The organism is Actinacidiphila sp. bgisy160 (genome assembly GCF_057707815.1).
Genome location: NZ_JBYIQW010000011.1, coordinates 108,616 through 125,274, shown reverse-complemented (window position 1 = coordinate 125,274; position 16,659 = coordinate 108,616). Strand labels below are relative to the sequence as shown.

Annotated in this window: 15 protein-coding genes, 1 other RNA gene and 2 pseudogenes; 7 read left to right on the top strand and 11 right to left on the bottom strand. The window is 74.9% G+C overall.

Translation table 11 applies throughout. The features are described from left to right. Positions 1-55: 55 nt before the first annotated feature. Genes AC3EUJ_RS12705 through AC3EUJ_RS12690 form a run of 4 tightly spaced genes read right to left on the bottom strand, consistent with a single transcriptional unit; the run spans position 56 to position 3,589 of the window. Positions 56-670, bottom strand: a complete 615-nt coding sequence (locus AC3EUJ_RS12705; protein WP_431961222.1) for a response regulator — start codon at positions 668-670, stop codon at positions 56-58. Next, the gene (locus tag AC3EUJ_RS12700; protein ID WP_431961221.1) at positions 667-1,863 is read right to left on the bottom strand and encodes a sensor histidine kinase; all 1,197 of its coding nucleotides are present in this window, start codon (positions 1,861-1,863) and stop codon (positions 667-669) included. The genes AC3EUJ_RS12705 and AC3EUJ_RS12700 overlap by 4 nt, the downstream gene beginning before the upstream one ends. A 38-nt stretch (positions 1,864-1,901) precedes the next feature. After that, the gene (locus AC3EUJ_RS12695) at positions 1,902-2,633 is read right to left on the bottom strand and encodes an ABC transporter permease (RefSeq protein WP_431961220.1); all 732 of its coding nucleotides are present in this window, start codon (positions 2,631-2,633) and stop codon (positions 1,902-1,904) included. Beyond that, positions 2,633-3,589: an ABC transporter ATP-binding protein gene (locus tag AC3EUJ_RS12690; protein WP_431961219.1), complete on the bottom strand. Its 957-nt coding sequence runs from the start codon at positions 3,587-3,589 to the stop codon at positions 2,633-2,635. The genes AC3EUJ_RS12695 and AC3EUJ_RS12690 overlap by 1 nt, the downstream gene beginning before the upstream one ends. A gap of 130 nt (positions 3,590-3,719) precedes the next feature. Here AC3EUJ_RS12690 and AC3EUJ_RS12685 point away from each other — a divergent pair. Beyond that, positions 3,720-4,383, top strand: a pseudogene (locus AC3EUJ_RS12685) (SDR family NAD(P)-dependent oxidoreductase); the annotation flags it as partial. 17 nt (positions 4,384-4,400) lie between these two features. Here the strand turns inward: AC3EUJ_RS12685 and AC3EUJ_RS12680 are convergent. After that, on the bottom strand, positions 4,401-4,580 hold the full coding sequence (locus AC3EUJ_RS12680) for a hypothetical protein (RefSeq protein WP_431961218.1): 180 nt from the start codon (positions 4,578-4,580) through the stop codon (positions 4,401-4,403). Positions 4,581-4,640: 60 nt separating this feature from the next. Beyond that, entirely contained in the window at positions 4,641-5,771 is a 1,131-nt protein-coding gene (locus AC3EUJ_RS12675) for a hypothetical protein (protein WP_431961217.1), read from the bottom strand. Positions 5,772-5,952: 181 nt separating this feature from the next. Between AC3EUJ_RS12675 and AC3EUJ_RS12670 the strand changes: the two genes are divergently transcribed. Genes AC3EUJ_RS12670 through AC3EUJ_RS12660 form a run of 3 tightly spaced genes read left to right on the top strand, consistent with a single transcriptional unit; the run spans position 5,953 to position 8,704 of the window. Beyond that, a complete protein-coding gene (locus tag AC3EUJ_RS12670; protein ID WP_431961216.1) occupies positions 5,953-6,816 on the top strand; it encodes a Nif3-like dinuclear metal center hexameric protein in 864 nt (287 codons plus the stop codon). Next, positions 6,813-7,556, top strand: a complete 744-nt coding sequence (locus tag AC3EUJ_RS12665; RefSeq protein ID WP_431961245.1) for a zinc ribbon domain-containing protein — start codon at positions 6,813-6,815, stop codon at positions 7,554-7,556. The genes AC3EUJ_RS12670 and AC3EUJ_RS12665 overlap by 4 nt, the downstream gene beginning before the upstream one ends. Continuing rightward, positions 7,556-8,704: a bifunctional RNase H/acid phosphatase gene (locus AC3EUJ_RS12660; RefSeq protein ID WP_431961215.1), complete on the top strand. Its 1,149-nt coding sequence runs from the start codon at positions 7,556-7,558 to the stop codon at positions 8,702-8,704. The genes AC3EUJ_RS12665 and AC3EUJ_RS12660 overlap by 1 nt, the downstream gene beginning before the upstream one ends. Positions 8,705-8,713: 9 nt before the next feature. Here the strand turns inward: AC3EUJ_RS12660 and AC3EUJ_RS12655 are convergent. Both AC3EUJ_RS12655 and yaaA read right to left on the bottom strand, forming a co-directional pair. Then, positions 8,714-9,263: pseudogene (locus AC3EUJ_RS12655) on the bottom strand (beta/alpha barrel domain-containing protein); the annotation flags it as partial. An 86-nt stretch (positions 9,264-9,349) separates the two neighbouring features. Further along, on the bottom strand, positions 9,350-10,132 hold the full coding sequence (gene yaaA / locus AC3EUJ_RS12650) for a peroxide stress protein YaaA (protein WP_431961214.1): 783 nt from the start codon (positions 10,130-10,132) through the stop codon (positions 9,350-9,352). A gap of 65 nt (positions 10,133-10,197) precedes the next feature. Between yaaA and AC3EUJ_RS12645 the strand changes: the two genes are divergently transcribed. The 3 genes from AC3EUJ_RS12645 (at position 10,198) to AC3EUJ_RS12635 (ending at position 12,625) form a co-directional block, all read left to right on the top strand. Next, positions 10,198-11,091, top strand: a complete 894-nt coding sequence (locus AC3EUJ_RS12645; RefSeq protein ID WP_431961213.1) for an RNB domain-containing ribonuclease — start codon at positions 10,198-10,200, stop codon at positions 11,089-11,091. Between the two features lie 29 nt (positions 11,092-11,120). After that, positions 11,121-11,521, top strand: an RNA gene (gene rnpB / locus AC3EUJ_RS12640) — RNase P RNA component class A. Between the two features lie 534 nt (positions 11,522-12,055). Beyond that, positions 12,056-12,625, top strand: a complete 570-nt coding sequence (locus AC3EUJ_RS12635; protein WP_431961212.1) for a hypothetical protein — start codon at positions 12,056-12,058, stop codon at positions 12,623-12,625. A 26-nt stretch (positions 12,626-12,651) separates the two neighbouring features. Here AC3EUJ_RS12635 and AC3EUJ_RS12630 read toward each other — a convergent pair whose 3' ends face one another. The 3 genes from AC3EUJ_RS12630 to AC3EUJ_RS12620 are packed head-to-tail and all read right to left on the bottom strand — an operon-like array spanning position 12,652 to position 16,651. Further along, positions 12,652-13,857: an acyltransferase family protein gene (locus AC3EUJ_RS12630; RefSeq protein WP_431961211.1), complete on the bottom strand. Its 1,206-nt coding sequence runs from the start codon at positions 13,855-13,857 to the stop codon at positions 12,652-12,654. Between the two features lie 29 nt (positions 13,858-13,886). Beyond that, entirely contained in the window at positions 13,887-16,004 is a 2,118-nt protein-coding gene (locus tag AC3EUJ_RS12625) for a bifunctional polysaccharide deacetylase/glycosyltransferase family 2 protein (protein ID WP_431961210.1), read from the bottom strand. Continuing rightward, on the bottom strand, positions 16,001-16,651 hold the full coding sequence (locus tag AC3EUJ_RS12620; RefSeq protein WP_431961209.1) for a hypothetical protein: 651 nt from the start codon (positions 16,649-16,651) through the stop codon (positions 16,001-16,003). Before AC3EUJ_RS12620 ends, AC3EUJ_RS12625 begins: the two co-directional genes overlap by 4 nt. Positions 16,652-16,659 lie beyond the last annotated feature (8 nt).

Sequence of the window (16,659 nt, the reverse complement as noted above, 5' to 3'; positions counted from 1 at the left end):
TGGGCGGACGCTCGCCGCAGGCGCGAACAACCCGCACACGACAACCGGGCGGAAGTCAGAGCCAGCCGTTGTGGCGCGCGGCGCGCACCGCTTCCGCGCGATTCCGGGTCCCGGTCTTCCCGATGGCCGCGGACAGATAATTGCGCACCGTCGACTCCGACAGATGCACCCGCGCCGCGATGTCCGCCACCGTCGCCCCGTCCGCGGCCGCGTTGAGCACGTCCTGCTCGCGCGGCGTCAGCGGGCTGGGCCCCGTGCTGAGGGCGGCCGCCGCCAGGGCGGGGTCGATGACGCGGTGTCCGGCGAGGACGCGCCGGATCGCGGCGGCGAGGTCCTCGACGGGGCCGTCCTTGACCAGGAAGCCGGACGCCCCGGCCTCCATGGCGCGGCGCAGATAGCCGGGGCGGCCGAACGTGGTGAGGATGAGCACCTTGCACCCCGGGAGCCGCTTCCGCAGCTCCGCCGCCGCGTCGAGCCCGCTGAGCCCGGGGAGCTCGATGTCGAGCAGTGCGACGTCGGGCCGGGCCTCCAGCGCCGTGGTGACGATCTCGTCGCCCGCGGCGACCTGCGCGACGACCTCGATGTCATCCTCCAGGTTCAGCAGCAGGGAGAGCGCCCCGCGCATCATGCCCTGGTCCTCGGCCAGCAGGACCTTGATGGCGCTGCTCATGCGGTCCGTTCCTCCTCCACCGGCAGTTCGGCGACCACGCGGAACCCGCCCCGGGGCGCGGGGCCCGTACCGAGGGAGCCGCCGGCCGCGGCGAGCCGTTCGGTGAGGCCCTTCAGCCCGGAGCCGGATCCGGGGGCCGAGCCTACGCCGCCGCCGTCGTCGGTGATCCGCAGGCGCACCTGCCCGTCGGTGCCGGAGAGCTCGATGACGCAGGTGGTGGCCCGGCTGTGGCGTACAACGTTGGTCACCCCTTCCCGCACCACCCAGCCGAGGAGGGCCTCGGTCTGCGAGGGCAGCGGCGGGCCGGACTCCTTGACGACGGCCTCGATCCCGGCGGCCGCCAGGGCCGAGCGCGCGCGGTCCAGCTCGGTGGAGAGGCTGCCTTCGCGGTAGCCGGTGACGGCCTCGCGGATCTCGGTGAGGGCCTGGCGCCCCACCGCCTCGATGTCGGCGACCTGGGCGAGGGCGGCGTCCCGGTCGCGCGGGGCGAGCCGGCGGGCGGCCTCGGCCTTGACGACGACCACGGAGAGGGTGTGCCCGAGCAGGTCGTGCAGGTCGCGGGAGAAGCGCAGCCGCTCCTCGGCGACGGCGTTGCGGGCCAGCTCCTGGCGGGTGGCGCGCAGCTGGGTCACCGCGTCGAAGAGGGTGAGCATGGCCGAGGTCACCAGGCCCGAGATGAGGCTGCCGTACCCGATGGACACGCCGTCCCAGATGTCGCCGCTGCGCATCCCGGAGACGATCCCGGCGGACACCGCGAGGGCGACGAGCACGGGCCCCATCCGCCGGCCGCGCACCACGATCCCGACGGCCAGCGACAGCAGCGGGAAGAACACCAGCCAGCTGCCGCCGTAGCCGATGGCGAGGGCGTAGGTGACGGCGGCCAGGGCGAGGAGGTAGCGCCGGGGCACCTTGCCGCCGGCGGTGCGCGGGGCGAAGGAGGTGAAGACGACCCCGATGTAGAGGGAGTTGAAGGCCAGCAGGCCGAGGCCGCCGAGCCAGGGGTTGGCGGCCTCGCCCTGCAGGAGGTGGGACAGGGCGCCCACGCCCATCAGCAGCCAGGGCAGGAAGGTGAAGCGGGTGGGGGGCTTGAGGTGCTCGATCTCCTCGGAGAAGGGCCGTGTCACCCGCAGCTGCCGCCACCTGTGCCAGATCCGGGCCGGCAGCGGACGCCGGGGTTCCGTCGTGATCGCCATGGCTGGTGCCTCCTGCTCTTCCACGGGGCCGGTGGGCTTCACGGGGTGCGGGCCGAGCGGCGGTAGGCGTACACCGCGTACGCGCCGAAGACGGCCGTCCACCCGGCGAGCACGGCGACGGTACCCGCACGCGGGACCATGCCGTCCGCGATGCTCCAGCCGAGCTGCCCGAAGCGGTGCGACGGGGTCCACTCGGAGACCGCCCGCAGCCAGCCGGGGAAGACGGACGCGGGGATCCACAGCCCGCCGACGACGGACAGGGCCAGGTTGCAGGCCATGTTCACCACGCCGGTGGTCTGCCCGGACAGCCGGTAGCCGTTGCCGAGGCCGAGCAGGGTGAAGGGGGCTGTGCCGACCCACAGCAGCCCGCCGATCGCGGCCCACTGCCAGGGCTCCAGCTCGACGCCGTTGACGAGCCCGCCGGCGAGCAGGACGGCCAGGATGGCGGGCAGCACCGTGACCGAGCCGCTGATGCAGCGGCCGGTGACGACCAGCAGCGGCGACATGGGGGTGATCCGCAGCTGGCGCAGCCAGCCGAGCCCCTTGTCCTCGGCGACGCTCGACCCGGTGGACACCGCCGAGCCCAGCGCGCCGTACGCGGCCATGCCGATCATGGCGGCCAGCGAGGCGGCCTTGTCCTCCTCCGAGCCGGAGACCCCGAGGTTGGTGAAGAGCAGGTACATCATGACGGGCATGCCGACGCCGAAGATCACGAATCCGGCGTCGCGCAGGGTGCGGCGGATCTCCAGCGAGACGTAGGCGAGCAGCATCAGACCTTCTCCTCGGCGAGGGCGGCGGTGTCCTTGGCGGCGGTGTCCTTGGTGGTGGGGGCGGAGTCCTCGGCGGAGGACGGCGCGGTGAGGGAGAGGAACGCGTCCTCCAGGCTGGTGGCGGTCACCGTCAGGCCGCGGACCATGCCGCGGCCGGCCAGGGCGACGACGGTGGCGTCGGAGTCGGCGGAGCGCAGCAGGGCGCGGTCGCCGCGGATTTCCACGGACACCACCCCGGGCAGCTGCCGCAGGCCCTCGGTGGGGGCACCGGCCAGGTCGAAGGACACGAGGTTGCCGCCGACCGCGCGCTTGATGCGCTCGCCGCTGTCGTCGGCGACGACCCGGCCGCGGTCGATGACCACGATGCGGTCGGCGTTCTCGTCCGCCTCCTCCAGGTAGTGGGTGGAGAACAGCACGGTGTTGCCACGGGCCGCGTACGCGCGCATCGAGTCCCAGAAGCCGCGGCGGGCCTCGACGTCGAGGGCTGCGGTGGGCTCGTCGAGCACGATGAGCTCGGGGTTGCCTGCCAGTGCCACGGCGAAGCGGACCCGCTGCGCCTGGCCGCCGGAGAGCCGGTCGGCGCGGCGGCCGGCGACCTCGGTGAGGCCGGCCAGCTCCAGGGCCTCGGCCACGGGCAGGGGGTCGGGGTAGGTGCGCGCCACGAAGGTGATCAGCTCCCGGACGGTCACCCGGGGGATCGGCCGGCCGTCCTGCAGCATCGCGCCGACCCGGCCCGCGCGGACCGCGGTGTGCGGGGTGCCGCCGAAGAGCCGGATCTCGCCGCCGTCGGGTTCGTTGAGCCCGAGCAGCAGGCTGATCGTGGTGGACTTGCCCGCGCCGTTGCGGCCGAGCAGGGCGACGGACTCCCCCCGCCGGATCTCCAGGTCGACGCCGTCCACGGCGCGTACCGCGCCGAACGTCTTGACGGCCCTGGTGAAACTCACTGTCGTCGTCATGTCCCCGACACTACGGCCGCCGCCCCCGTGGGGTCAGTGGGGAATGTACGGACCCGGGCAGGACAAATGTCACCGGCGGGGCACTGTTCTGAGGGTGCGTCAGTTGTTTCCGGGGTCCGGGTGCCGTGATCGCCGCCGCGGGCGGCCACGCGTGGCGTACCACGGCGACGTGGCCGACTTCGGCCAGGCGCAGGATCTGGTGCGGCCGGCGGTCGGCATGTGCGGGGCGCTCGAGATCCTGGTCGACAACGCCGGCATCCTGCGGGACCGGATCGTGTTCTCGATGGCCGAGGGCGAGTGGGACACCGCGTCCGGGTCCACCTCAAGGGACACGTCGCCACCGCCGGGTTCGCCACCACCCGCGTTGCCGCCGCCCACAGGCGCGACGCGAGCGCCAAGGCGAAGCAGGCCCCGGTCTACGGCCGTCGCCCTGGGCAGGTACGGCGTACGCGTCAACGCCATCTGCCCCGGGCGCGCACGCGGATGACCGAGGACGTCTTCGCGGATCCCGGACCCGCGGACGGGCCGGACCCGCTGGGGGTGGAGCATGTCGTCCCGCTCGTCGGCTGCCAGGCGTCACCGGTGGCCGACCGGGCCAACGGCCGGCTGTTCGTCGTGCACGGCGGGATGGTGGCGGTGATGGACCGCCCCCGCTTCGCGGCGAGTTCGGCATCGCCAAGGAGGCGTTCACCCGCGACGAGCCGGACGACGTGCTCACCCCGTACTGGGCGGGCCGTGACCCCGGCGGCACCTTCGCCGCCACCGACGTCCTGGCCCCGCGCCACGAGGGCTGAGACGGGCCCGGGGCCCGTCAGACCTCCATACCGGCGGACCCGGACGGCCGGCGGTGGCGGCCGTGCGGCGGCTGGACCGCCTCGGCGTCGTTGTCGTGGGTGGAAGCCGTACCGCGGTGGCGGCCGGCGTGCAGGCCCTCGGCGTTACCGTCCTCGAAGCGGGCCTCGGCGGCGGTGTCGTGTCGGGCATCGGACATGAGGAGACTCTCCGTCGACTAGCTTGCGTGGTGCGCGGAACGCCGCAGGAGTTTACCGATTCAAGATCCCGTGGCCAGCGGCGCCTTCTGCAACGGGAGCACGGGGCTGGTCCTGCCGGTTGCCTGGGGCTCCGCGGGACCGCCCCCCGCCGCGCTCCCCACCGGGGGCGGCAGGGGCAGCGCGGGCGGCGCCTCGTACTCCACGGTGCCGCACGGGCAGTGCGCGCAGGCGTACGGCAGGCGCAACACCCCACGGGCCGACCACAGGCCGGCCCCGGCCAGCCATCCCTCCGGCGCCGACAGCCAGGTGGCGCGGCGTTCCCCGGGCCGCCAGACCGCCAGTGACGTGCCGTGCGGGCCGTCCGCGCGCAGCGCCACCGCGCACGCCTCGGGCATCAGCGCCTGACCGGGCTGCGCCGCGAACGGGGTGAGCACCGCGTCCGGCACGCGCAGGCACTCGGCGAACCGCATGGGCCGACGGCTGCCCAGGACGCCCCAGCCGATGCGGTCCTCGCCGGTGGCGTCGCTGCGCACTATCACCAGCCCGCTGTCCGGCTCCGCGAGCAGCAGCCGGTCGTTGCTCGCCTCGGTGATCTGCAGCAGCGGGCTGACCGCCCCGGCCCGCTCCAGGTCGACGGCGACCGTCTTGACCGTCCCCTCCGCCTCGCGGTCCAGCGCGAGCAGCCGGCCCGTCCGGTCCAGCCAAGCGCCGCCCCCGCAGCGGCCCGGGACCTCGGCCAGCCGGCGCGGCCGCAGGTCCCGGTCGTCGTGCACGAGCCACACCGCCGACACCTCGCGCGCCGGGTCGTAGGTGAGCGCGTACACCTCGCCCGAGGCGAGCGGAGGCAGCAGCCGCGCCTCCGCGTCCCCGCCCGGCAGCGAGCCGACGAGCAGTTCGCCGGTGCCCGGACCGGTCGGGTAGAGCAGGGCCAGGTCGTACCGGTCGGCGACCTGGCGGCGGATGAGCACCCGGCCGTCGGGCAACGGCAGGACCTCGGAGCACTGTTCCTCGGGCTGGTTGCCGGGCAGGGGCACGGTGTACGGCTCCGGCCCGCCGAGCGTCCAGCGTTCGGGGTACCAGCCGTCACCCCCGTCGGGGCCCTGGGCCAGGCAGGCGGCGTAGGAGCCGTCCGCGGTGATCGTGAACCCGGCCCGTCGCACGGTGGTGGTCTCGGTCGCGCAGGCTGTCATGGTGTGGCTCACCTCCGGGCCACGACGCTAGTTTTCGCACGCCCGGGCGTCCGACACGAGTCGGTGGTCTTCACACGTAAGGGTGGCTCTCGTCCCGTTCCGTCGGACTTCGGATGCTCGGTGTGCTCATGACCAGCCCGGGGATTCCGGCCGCCCGCCACCGGCGCGGTAACCTCGACCCGTGCCGAAACTGTCCGACGTCATCGCCGCCCTCGAAGCCCTCTGGCCCCCGGCCTGGGCCGAGCAGTGGGACGCCGTCGGCCTCGTCTGCGGGGACCCCGACGCGGAGGTCGGCCGGGTGCTGTTCGCCGTCGACCCGGTCCGGGAGGTCGTCGAGGAGGCGATCACCACCGGCGCCGACCTGCTGGTCACGCACCACCCCCTCTACCTGCGCGGGACGACGACGGTCGCGGCGACCGGCTTCAAGGGCCGCGTCGTGCACACCCTCATCAGGAACGACATCGCGCTGCACGTGGCGCACACCAACGCCGACCGGGCCGACCCCGGGGTCTCCGACGCCCTCGCCGAGGCCGTCGGCCTGCGGGTCACCGGACCGCTCGTGCCCGACCCCGCCGACCCGGCCGGCCGCCGCGGCCTCGGCCGGATCGGCGAGCTGCCCGAGCCGATGACGCTGTCGGAGTTCGCCCGCCGCGCGGCGGCCGGCCTGCCGGCCACCGCGACCGGGCTGCGCGTGGCGGGCGACCCCGGGCGCCAGGTGCGCACCGTCGCGGTGTGCGGCGGCTCCGGCGACAGCCTCTTCGACGACGTGCGCAGGGCCGGGGTGGACGTCTACCTCACGGCCGACCTGCGCCACCACCCGGCGTCCGAGGCGCAGCAGGCGGGTCCGCCGGCGCTCGTCGACGCCGCCCACTGGGCCACCGAATGGCCCTGGTGCGAGCAGGCCGCCCGCCGGCTCGACGAGGTCTCGCAGCGGCACGGCTGGGCGCTGCGCACCTCCGTGTCACGCGCCGTCACCGACCCGTGGACGGCCCATACCCCCGCACTTCCCCTTGACGAACCCACGACCTCAGGAGCCCCCCGCTGAAAGCCGCGCCCGCAGACCAGATCCGACTGCTTGAGGTCCAGGCCCTCGACGCGCGCCTCGCGCAGCTGGACCACAAGCGCAAGAACCTTCCCGAGCACGCGGAGATCGAGCGCCTGAACTCCGACGTGAGCCAGCTGCGCGACCTGCTGGTCGCCGCCCAGACCGAGGAGAGCGACACCGCCCGCGAGCAGACCAAGGCCGAGCAGGACGTGGACCAGGTGCGCAAGCGCGCCGTCCGCGACCAGGAGCGGCTGGACTCCGGCGCGGTCTCCTCCCCCAAGGACCTGGAGAACCTGCAGCGCGAGATCGCCTCGCTCGCCAAGCGGCAGAGCGACCTCGAGGACGTCGTCCTGGAGGTCATGGAGCGCCGCGAGGGCCTGCAGGAGCGGGTCCAGGAGCTGACCGGGCGCCTGGAGTCCGTGCAGGCCAAGGCCGGCGAGTCCGAGGAGCGCCGCGACACCGCGCTGCGGGAGATCGACGCCGAGGGCTCCGCGGTCGTCAAGGAGCGCGAGATCATGGCCGCCTCGGTCCCCGCCGACCTGCTGGGGCTCTACGACAAGCTGCGCGCCCAGTCCGGCGGTGTCGGCGCCGCCCGGCTCTACCAGAAGCGCTGCGAGGGCTGCCGGCTGGAGCTGAACATCACCGAACTCAACGAGGTGCGGGCGGCCGCCGCCGACGAGGTCGTGCGCTGCGAGAACTGCAGGCGCATCCTCGTCCGCACCCCCGAGTCGGGCCTGTAATGGCCCGTACGTTCGTGGTGGAGGCCGACGGAGGGTCCCGGGGCAACCCGGGGCCGGCCGGGTACGGCGCCGTCGTCCGCGACGCCGCCACGGGCGAAGTGCTGGCCGAGGCCGCCGAGTTCATCGGCACGCACACCAACAACGTCGCCGAGTACCGGGGCCTGATCGCCGGGCTGCGCGCCGCGCACGCGCTCGACCCGCAGGCCCGGGTGCGGGTGCGGATGGACTCCAAGCTGGTCGTCGAGCAGATGTCCGGCCGCTGGAAGATCAAGCACCCGGACATGCGGCCGCTGGCCGCCGAGGCGAAGGCGGTCCTGCCGGCCGAGCAGGTCAGCTACGAGTGGATCCCGCGCGAGAAGAACAAGCACGCCGACCGGCTCGCCAACGAGGCGATGGACGCCGGCAAGCGCGGCAAGCAGTGGGAGCCCGGCCGCTCCGCCGCCGCGCTGGTCACGGCGGCGACCGAGCCCGAGCCCGTGGACGAGGCCCCCAAGGCCCCGCCCGTCGGCTGGGCCGCGGCGGCCGACCTGGGCACGCCCACCACCTTCGTCCTGCTGCGGCACGGCGAGACCCCGCTCACCGCGGAGAAGCGCTTCTCAGGCAGCGGCGACGACCCGGAACTGTCCGAGAAGGGCCGCTGGCAGGCCCAGCGCGTCGCCGACGCCCTCGCCGCCCGCGGCACCGTCCAGGCCGTCGTCAGCTCGCCGCTGGCGCGCTGCCGGCAGACCGCGCGGACCGTCGCGGACCGGCTCGGCCTCGACGTACGCGTCGAAGAGGGGCTGCGCGAGACCGACTTCGGCGCGTGGGAGGGGCTGACCTTCGCCGAGGTGAAGGAGCGCCACCCGGCCGAACTCGACGCCTGGCTCGGCTCCGCGAAGGCCGCCCCGCCCGGCGGGGAGAGCTTCGCCGCCGTCGCCCGACGGGTCTCCCTCGCCCGGGACAAGCTGATCGCCCGCTACGCCGGCCGCACGGTGCTGGTGGTCACCCACGTCACCCCGATCAAAACCCTGGTCCGGCTGGCGCTGGGCGCCCCGCCGGAGTCGCTGTTCCGGATGGAACTGTCGGCGGCGGCGCTGTCGGCGGTGGCGTACTACGGGGACGGGAACGCGTCGCTGCGGCTGCTCAACGACACGTCGCACCTGCGCTGACGGCGAGGCCACGCGCAGTGCGGCCGCCTCGCGGGCGAGCCCTCCACCCGGTCCCCGTCGCGGTCCCGCGGGGTGTCCCTGCGGGACCGTCCAACTGCCGCCCGCACAGGCGACGACCGGCAGCGGGGCGGCCGGCACCCTGGGATACGCCGTGCCGCCGGCCGCCTCCGCGGGAGAGAACTTCAGCCCGCGCGAAGCCGCGTTCGGCCGGGGCGACCACCTCGGAGGCGGTCGACACCCCGGGCAGGAACGGCAGCCCGGGCGCGGTCATCGCGTCGAGCAGGCCCCCGTCCACCCCGGGCTCACCAGGAACCGCGCCCGGCCCGCGCCGCCGCCCCCACCTGCTCCGCCCGCACCACCGTCCCGGCCCCACGACCGCCTCCGGCACGGCGCGGGCCGCCGCGGTGACCGCCTCCAGCGCGGTGGGGTCCGCAGCGTGATCTCCACCGCGGTCAACCCGCCGCGGACCGGGGCCCGGACGAGCGGGGGCGCGTCGGCGGGGTCGTGCAGGGTGAGCACCGGGGACGACGGGGGCGAGGTTCAGCACCATGCGCCGCATCGTGCCGCCCCCATGCGGCCCCCACAACGGCCGTTGCGCGCAACGGAGCCGCACACGACAACGGCGAGAACGGCGCCGCACAAGGCTCAGTGAACGTTCGTCACGAGGACGTCGAGGCGGCCGGGACCGGCCACTTCCACCGTGAAGCCGAGGTCGCGCAGGGCCGCGACCAGCGCGTCGGGGTTCTTGGGGCGTGCCCCGGACCCCAGCAGGGCCCGCACGATCCGCCCCTTGGTCGCCTTGTTGAAGTGGCTGACGACCTTCCGCGTCTTCGCCTGCACCACCCGCACCGTCGCCGTTCGTCCCGCCAGCGCGCTGCGCGGGGCCGGCTTCCACGCCGCCCCGTACGCCGAGGAGCGCAGGTCCAGCAGCAGGCCGCCGCCGGCGGCCTCCGCGGCGTCCGGGAGGGCCTCGGCCAGATGCGTGCGCCAGTACGTGGCGAGAGCCCCGAGCGCCGGCAGCTTCACGGCCATCGAGCAGCGGTACGCGGGGATCGCGTCCCGGACGCCGACCGCGCCCCACAGCCCGGAGAAGACCAGCAGTGACCGGGCCGCCCGGCGCCGGGCGGCGGCGTCCAGGGTGGCCAGGCCGAGGGCGTCGTAGAGGACGCCGGTGTAGATCTCCCCCGCCGGCCGGGTCCGTGCGTCGCGCAGCCCCGCGTTGCGGGCGATCTCGCCGCGCAGTCCGGGGCTGAGCCCCAGTACTTCCGCCGCCTTGTCCTCGTCGCCGCCCGCGCAGAGCCCGACGAGCTCGTCCAGCACCGTCGCGCGGGCCGTGGTGAGCCCGGGCAGGGAGAGGGAGCCCAGGTCGACGGCGGGGCCGGTGCCGTCGGTGGCCTTGCCCTCGGACGGCGGTAGCAGGACGAGCACAGCTGTTCTCCTTCACGTTTCCCCGGTGCAGTGCAGCCTACGACCGCCCGGCTCAGGCTCGCTGCATGCCTCGTCGTCCCCTGCGCGTGACCACCGCCGACGGAGCCCGGCTGAGGTCCGCCCTCGAAGCACCGCGCACGGACCTGCACGTGCGGCGGGGCTTCCCGGCGGGCGTGCTCGCGGAGGCCGAGCAGGCCGCGCGCGACCCCCGGCTGCCCGGGTACGACGCCACCGACGCGCCGTTCTTCACGGTCGATCCGCCCGGCTCGCTCGATCTGGACCAGGCGATGCACCTTGCCGTCCGGGAGGGCGGCCGGGGCTACCGGGTGGCGTATGCCATCGCCGACGTCGCCGCCTTCGTCACCCCCGGTGGCGCGCTGGACGCCGAGGCGCACCGGCGGGTGCAGACCCTCTACTTCCCCGACCTGCGCGTGCCGCTCCACCCGCCGGTGCTCGGCGAGGGGGCGGCCAGCCTGCTGGCAGGCCAGGAGCGGCCCGCCGTGCTGTGGCGCATCGACCTCGACGCGGACGGCGCGGTCACCGACGTCGACGTACGCCGCGCCCTGCCCCTGCGGCGCCTGGTCGACCGCTACGCGGCCGAGTTCTGCGTGGCGGCCGTGGCCGGCCAGGATCCGCCCGAGTGGGTCGAGGAGGCCTTCCGCGAGCTGCCCCGGGACATGCGCGGCGGCTCGCAGTTCGCGGGCACCATCGAGAGCGCCTCGCTCGACCTCATCGAGGCAGCCCTCCTCAAGGACCGCGTCGTCGGCGAGGTCTTCGACGCCTTCGTCATCGACATCAGGGACTCCGACCCGACCTCAGGCACCGTCCACCTCCGCGACCCGGCGGTCATCGCCCACGTCCGAGGCGGCACCGCCCCGCTCCCGCTCGGCGAGCCGCTCCCGGTGCGCCTCACGCAGGCGGACCCGGGCCGCCACACGGTGCTTTTCACCCCGGCGTGATCGCCCGGTAGCATGGTCGGCACGGCAGACGAGCCGAGCGGGCGGCCGCGTCAGGACTTCGGTCCTGCCGAGGAACGTCCGGGCTCCACAGGGCAGGGTGGTGGGTAACGCCCACCCGGGGTGACCCGCGGGACAGTGCCACAGAAAACAGACCGCCGGGGCCGCGAGGCTCCCGGTAAGGGTGAAACGGTGGTGTAAGAGACCACCAGTGCCCAGGGTGACCTGGGCAGCTAGGTAAACCCCACCCGGAGCAAGGTCAAGAGGGGCCGTCGCGAGACGGCCCTGCGCGGACGATCGAGGGCTGCCCGCCCGAGTCCGCGGGTAGACCGCACGAGGCCGGCGGCAACGCCGGTCCTAGATGGATGGCCGTCGCCCGGCCGGCCGCGAGGCCGACCGGGGACAGAACCCGGCGTACAGCTCGACTCGTCTGCCTCACTCCCGCCGGCGCCGCCGCTCTCCGCCGACAGTTCCGCGCGCTTCTCGGCGGGCCGCGCCATCCCGTACTCCTCCACGACCGCGCGGCGGCGCCCGGGTGGCCGGAGGCGAGCAGGGCGCGGGCCTGCCACGGGCGGATGCGGGTGAGCTGCGGTGCGGACGTACGGGCCGGACGGCCGCCTGGGCGGGCGGCAATTCGGTCAGCACCGCGCAGTTCACCTCGGGGCCGGTACTCGCCGCGTTGGCGCGGTCGAGGTCGTGCAGCGTGGGGCGGGCCGGTCTTCGGCAACCGGGCCCCGGGACGGGAGCGGTGGCGGCCCCGGGCGGGTGGGAGACCGCGCAGGGGACGGCCGCGCACCGCTCCGGGCCGGTACCGGGCCGTGGGCCGCTCGGGAAGACTGCCGGAATCCGGCAATGCGCCCGGGCGGCGGCTCCTGCCATCCTCGCCGTGGCACCGGCGACCGACCCCGCCTCAGGCGGCACGACGCGCCCGGGAGGAGCAGGACCACGTTGCGCACAGGGGGCTCGGGTGGCGGACGGCGACGCGGCCGGAGGGCTGTTCACGGTGGCATGGGGGCTGTGGGCGACAGGCTTCGGCTGGATCGTCGCCACGGACTTCCGGGGCGCGGCGCGCCGCTTCCACGCGCTGTCCGAGTGGTCCGTGCCCTTCGGCCGGACCGGGACGCCGCGGGTGGGCGTCGGGTTCGTCCGCTTCGTGGCCGGGGTGTTCGCCCTCGTCGGACCGGTGGTCCTGGTCGGCGGTCTGCTCGAACTGGGCCGGGGGCATGTGCGGCCCGAGGGGTTCCCCCGGATGCCTGTCTCCCTCGCCGTGTTCGCCGCTCTCCTCGCCGTCCTGGGGCTGTGGATGTTCTGGCGGCCTTCCGGCTGGCTCCGCCGGGAGTGGGACGGGGGCGGCGGGGTCCGGCGCGCCGCGACCGTCGTCATCACGGTGGCGGGCACCGGCTTCCAGGCCGCGCTGGTGCTCGGCCGGCCGGTCGCCACGTTGGCCCTCTGGCTGCTGGGCGGGGCGGCGGGAATGCTCCTCCTGCCGACGCCCGCCGCCGCCCCCGGTCACGGTGACGCGCAGATCCCACGGTGACGACGGACGGCCCTCCGCCCCGGTGTTCAGCGTGCCCGCGCGGCGCGTCCGCAGGCGCGTCGGCCGTGTTTCGGGCCGCCCGCCGGCCACAGGCGCGGCCGACGCCGCGCGGCGAGGTCCTCGGTCCAGCCGACCAGCAGGACGGCCGCGCCGATGAGCGGCCAGACGACCAGGAACTGGAACCAGGTCGCGTCGAGCGGGAGACGGGCCTCGAAGAACGGCACGTCCCACATCAGGTCGATCAGCGGGACGCTGACGAAGAGCGCGACCTCGTGCCACAGGTAGACAGTCACGGCGCGGGCGTTGAGCAGCCCCACGGCTCCGTCGGCCCCGGGCACGCGGCCCATCCGGCGCGGGCGGAAGCGCAGCAGCAGGAGCACGAAACCGGCCGACCACAGCGCCTGGGCCAGCGGGATCTCACCGAGGTCGATGCCCTCGTCGGTGGGGTGGGTGTACGCGAACCAGCCGCCCGCGACGAGGCAGAGCGCGGCCGCGGCGACCACCGTGCGGGCCCGCAGGGCGTCCAGCAGGCCGTCGCGGTGCGCGAAGCCGAGCAGCCAGCAGGCGGCGAAGGTGGCGAGGTCGACCACCGGGGTGAGGGCCGGCTCGGTGAGCGGCAGCCGGTCGTACTGGGCGAGGACGGCCAGTGCGCCGCAGGCCGCCAGGCACGGGCGCGGCGCCGTCCGGAAGGCCTTGAGCAGCCACGGCGAGAGCAGGACGAGCCACAGGTAGGTGCGGATGTACCAGAGCGGGGCGATGATCTGCTCGGCCCAGGCGGTGCCGGGCGGGTCCGCCAGCGGCAGGATCCACAGCAGCATCCGGTGCCAGGAGTGCGGCCGCCAGCCGTGCAGCAGCATCAGGACGTTCACGGCCGCGGAGAACAGCCAGAAGGGCACCAGCAGCCTCCGCAGCCGGCCGCGCACCACGGACAGCGCGGGCCGCTGCAGCGAGTGCGCGGCCAGGGACCCGGCCAGGGCGAACATGATGCCGATGGACGGGAGGAGCAGGGTCAGCCAGGCCCAGCCGAAGGTGTGGTAGACGACCACCCGCACCAGGGCGAGGGCGCGCAGCAAATCGAGGTAGCGGTCCCGGCCGCCCCCGCCCCCGCCGCCGGAGGAAGCGGCGGCGGGGGCGGCGGGGCTGGAGCTCCGTGGACCCGGTATGTGCGACCCGGCGCCGTCCGCGGGCGGGGGCGGAGCCGCCGGGGCTGCCGCCTCAGGTGCTTCGGGCATGGGGCAACTCCTCGGGAAAGTACCGATGTTCAGACGCGGCCGGCGCTGCCGCTGCCGACGGTGGGCGCGCCGACCTCGCCCGTGCGCCGCAGTTTGTGCCAGCCCAGCCGCCCGCCGTTCACGGCCGTCACGCAGGACTGCAGCAGCACCAGGTACATCAACTGCCGGTACAGCACCTGCTGCAGGGGCAACGGCCACAGGTCCCGCAGCGGCTCGCCGTCCAGCCGGAAGGCGTACGCCGCGCACGCGGCCTGCACAGCGAGCACGCCCGCCCACGCGAGCGCGGTGCGAAACGGGTCCATGAAGACCAGGCCGTAGATCGCGAACACGTCGATGAGCGGCGCCAGCAGCGGCGCGAGCACCTGGAAGAGGACGACGAGCGGGAGCCCGACCCGGCCGAAGCGGCCGGAGTGCCCGCGGTCCAGGACGGCGCCGCGGTGCTTCCACATCGCCTGCATGGTGCCGTAGCTCCAGCGGTAACGCTGCTTCCACAACTGCCGCACCGAGGACGGCGCCTCGGTCCAGGCGCGGGCGTTCTCGGCGTACACCACGTGCCAGCCGGCGCGGTGCAGCGCCATGGTGACGTCGGTGTCCTCGGCGATGGTCTCGTCGCTCATGCCGCCGACGTCGCGCAGCGCGTCCCGCCGGAAGGCGCCGCACGCGCCCGGGATGGTGGGCATGCAGCGCAGCAGGTCGTACATGCGCCGGTCGAGGTTGAAGCCCATCACGTACTCGATGTGCTGCCAGCGCCCGATCATCCGGGAGCGGTTGCCGACCTTGGCGTTGCCGGCGACCGCCCCGACCCGGGGGTCGCCGAAGGGCTGCACCAGTTCGCGGACGGTGGCCGGCTCGAAGACCGTGTCGCCGTCCATCATCACGATCAGGTCGTGCCGGGCGTGCGCCACACCGTTGTTGAGCGCCGCGGGCTTGCCGCTGTTGGGCTGCCGTACGACGGTGACTGCGGGCAGGTCCAGGGCCTCGACGAGGTCGGCGGTGCCGTCGGTCGAGCCGTCGTCGACGACCACGATCTCCATGGGATGGCCGCTCGCGGCGAGGGAGCGCACGGTCTGGGTGATGCACTCCTTCTCGTTGTACGCGGGCACGATGACGCTCACCGGCTCGGTGACCGCCGGCCCCCAGCGGAAGCCGGGCGCCCGGCGCTGCCGCGCGTGGCGGCGCGCCAGCACCAGCATGGCGGCGAACCGGGCCAGCACCAGCAGGCCCACCCCGGCCAGGAGGACGGCGAGCGCCGGGACCGCGGCCTCGGAGACCTCCACCGCGGCGACGAAGACCCGCCCCTTCCACAGCTCCGAGCCGCTGACCCTGTCGTTGGTGGACGTGGCGCCGACCGCCCCGCCCACCGTGGCGAAGCGGTAGCCGCGCTCCTTGAGCCGCGGGATCAGCCGGTCCAGTGCCGCCACGGTCTGCGAGCGGTCGCCGCCGGCGTCGTGCATGAGCACGATCGCGCCCTCGCCCGGCTTCGCCGGCACGGACGCGTCCACGATCGCCTGCACGCCCGGCCGACGCCAGTCCTCGGCGTCGCGGTCGATGAAGGCTGTCACGTAGCCCTGCTTGCCGACCCGCTGGACGACCGGCCAGGACAGGTCGTCCAGCGCGTCGGCGGTCGAGGAGTAGGGCGGGCGGAAGAGGGAGGTGTGGATGCCGGCGGCCCCCGCGAGCGCCAGTTGGGTCTGGGACAGCTCCCGGTCGATCCGCCCCGGCGACTGGTACACCAGGTCGGGGTGGGAGAAGGTGTGCACCCCGATCTCGTGGCCCTCGGCGACCATCCGCCGGATCAGCCCGGGGTGCCGGGCGGCCATGCCGCCGGTCACGAAGAAGGTGGCGCGCACGTGTCGCCGCTCGAGCACGTCCAGCACCTTCGGTGTCCAGACCGGGTCGGGTCCGTCGTCGAAGGTGAGGGCGATGGTGCGGTCCGGGGTGCGGTACGAGCGGGGCCGTTCGCCGGTGGCGTCGACCACCGGGCCGCCCTCCAGCACCGCCTCCGGCACCTTGTCCGCCGAGACCGGCGGATGGACCCGGTGGTCGGCCTCGAAGTCGCCGCGTACGTAGCCGCCGAGCAGCAGGACGCACACGAGCACCACGAGGGCGAGCAGGGGTATGACGAAGCGGGGGCGCAGGGCGGTCACTGGCCGCCCTGCGGCTGCTGGTCGACGGGGCCGTCGGAGGCGCCCGGGGCGGCGGAGGCGGAACCGCTGGGCTGCGCCGACGGGGAGCCGGACGGCGCCGGTTCGGTCGCGGTCGCGCCGGCGGTAGGGGTCGGGGCGGCAGGGCTGCCCGCGGTCGCCCGCGGGGTGGCGGCGGCGCCGCCACCCTTGGCCGGGCGATCGGTCCGGGAGACGCTGGGGCTGGGGGAGGACGGGGAGCCGGCCGTCCCGGGCGGGGACGGCGCGGCCGCCGCCCCCGCCCGGAGGAAGCCCGCCGTCACCGGGGGTGCTGCGGCCTGGTCGGCCGGTACGTCGAGTTCCCCCGTCCCCGAGGAGCCCGCCTCGTCCGGCGCTGTGCTCGGCACCCCCGGCAGCGGCAGCAGCGTCTTCGGCGCGATCGGCGTCGCGCCGGAGAGACTGAGCGCCAGCGCCGCCGTGTAGACGGAGCATGCCGCGCCGACCAGCCAGCCGGCCCTGCGTACCGCGCGGGCCCGTCTCCCGCTGGAATCGACGAACACGGGACCGGGCAGCGCTATCAGCTCGGTCTCCGGTTCGGGGGCCCCGGCCTGGGACCCGACTTCGTCTGCGGGCGTTTCTGACCATACGTCGCGGTGGTGCTTGGAGAGCATGCCGCAAC

Bases quoted from the DNA above. Each gene is read 5' to 3' on its own strand.
- AC3EUJ_RS12705 (WP_431961222.1), bottom strand. From the start codon at position 670: ATGAGCAGCGCCATCAAGGTCCTGCTGGCCGAGGACCAGGGCATGATG.
- AC3EUJ_RS12700 (WP_431961221.1), bottom strand. From the start codon at position 1,863: ATGGCGATCACGACGGAACCCCGGCGTCCGCTGCCGGCCCGGATCTGG.
- AC3EUJ_RS12695 (WP_431961220.1), bottom strand. From the start codon at position 2,633: ATGCTGCTCGCCTACGTCTCGCTGGAGATCCGCCGCACCCTGCGCGAC.
- AC3EUJ_RS12690 (WP_431961219.1), bottom strand. From the start codon at position 3,589: ATGACGACGACAGTGAGTTTCACCAGGGCCGTCAAGACGTTCGGCGCG.
- AC3EUJ_RS12680 (WP_431961218.1), bottom strand. From the start codon at position 4,580: ATGTCCGATGCCCGACACGACACCGCCGCCGAGGCCCGCTTCGAGGAC.
- AC3EUJ_RS12675 (WP_431961217.1), bottom strand. From the start codon at position 5,771: ATGACAGCCTGCGCGACCGAGACCACCACCGTGCGACGGGCCGGGTTC.
- AC3EUJ_RS12660 (WP_431961215.1), top strand. From the start codon at position 7,556: ATGGCCCGTACGTTCGTGGTGGAGGCCGACGGAGGGTCCCGGGGCAAC.
- AC3EUJ_RS12645 (WP_431961213.1), top strand. From the start codon at position 10,198: ATGCCTCGTCGTCCCCTGCGCGTGACCACCGCCGACGGAGCCCGGCTG.
- AC3EUJ_RS12630 (WP_431961211.1), bottom strand. From the start codon at position 13,857: ATGCCCGAAGCACCTGAGGCGGCAGCCCCGGCGGCTCCGCCCCCGCCC.
- AC3EUJ_RS12620 (WP_431961209.1), bottom strand. From the start codon at position 16,651: ATGCTCTCCAAGCACCACCGCGACGTATGGTCAGAAACGCCCGCAGAC.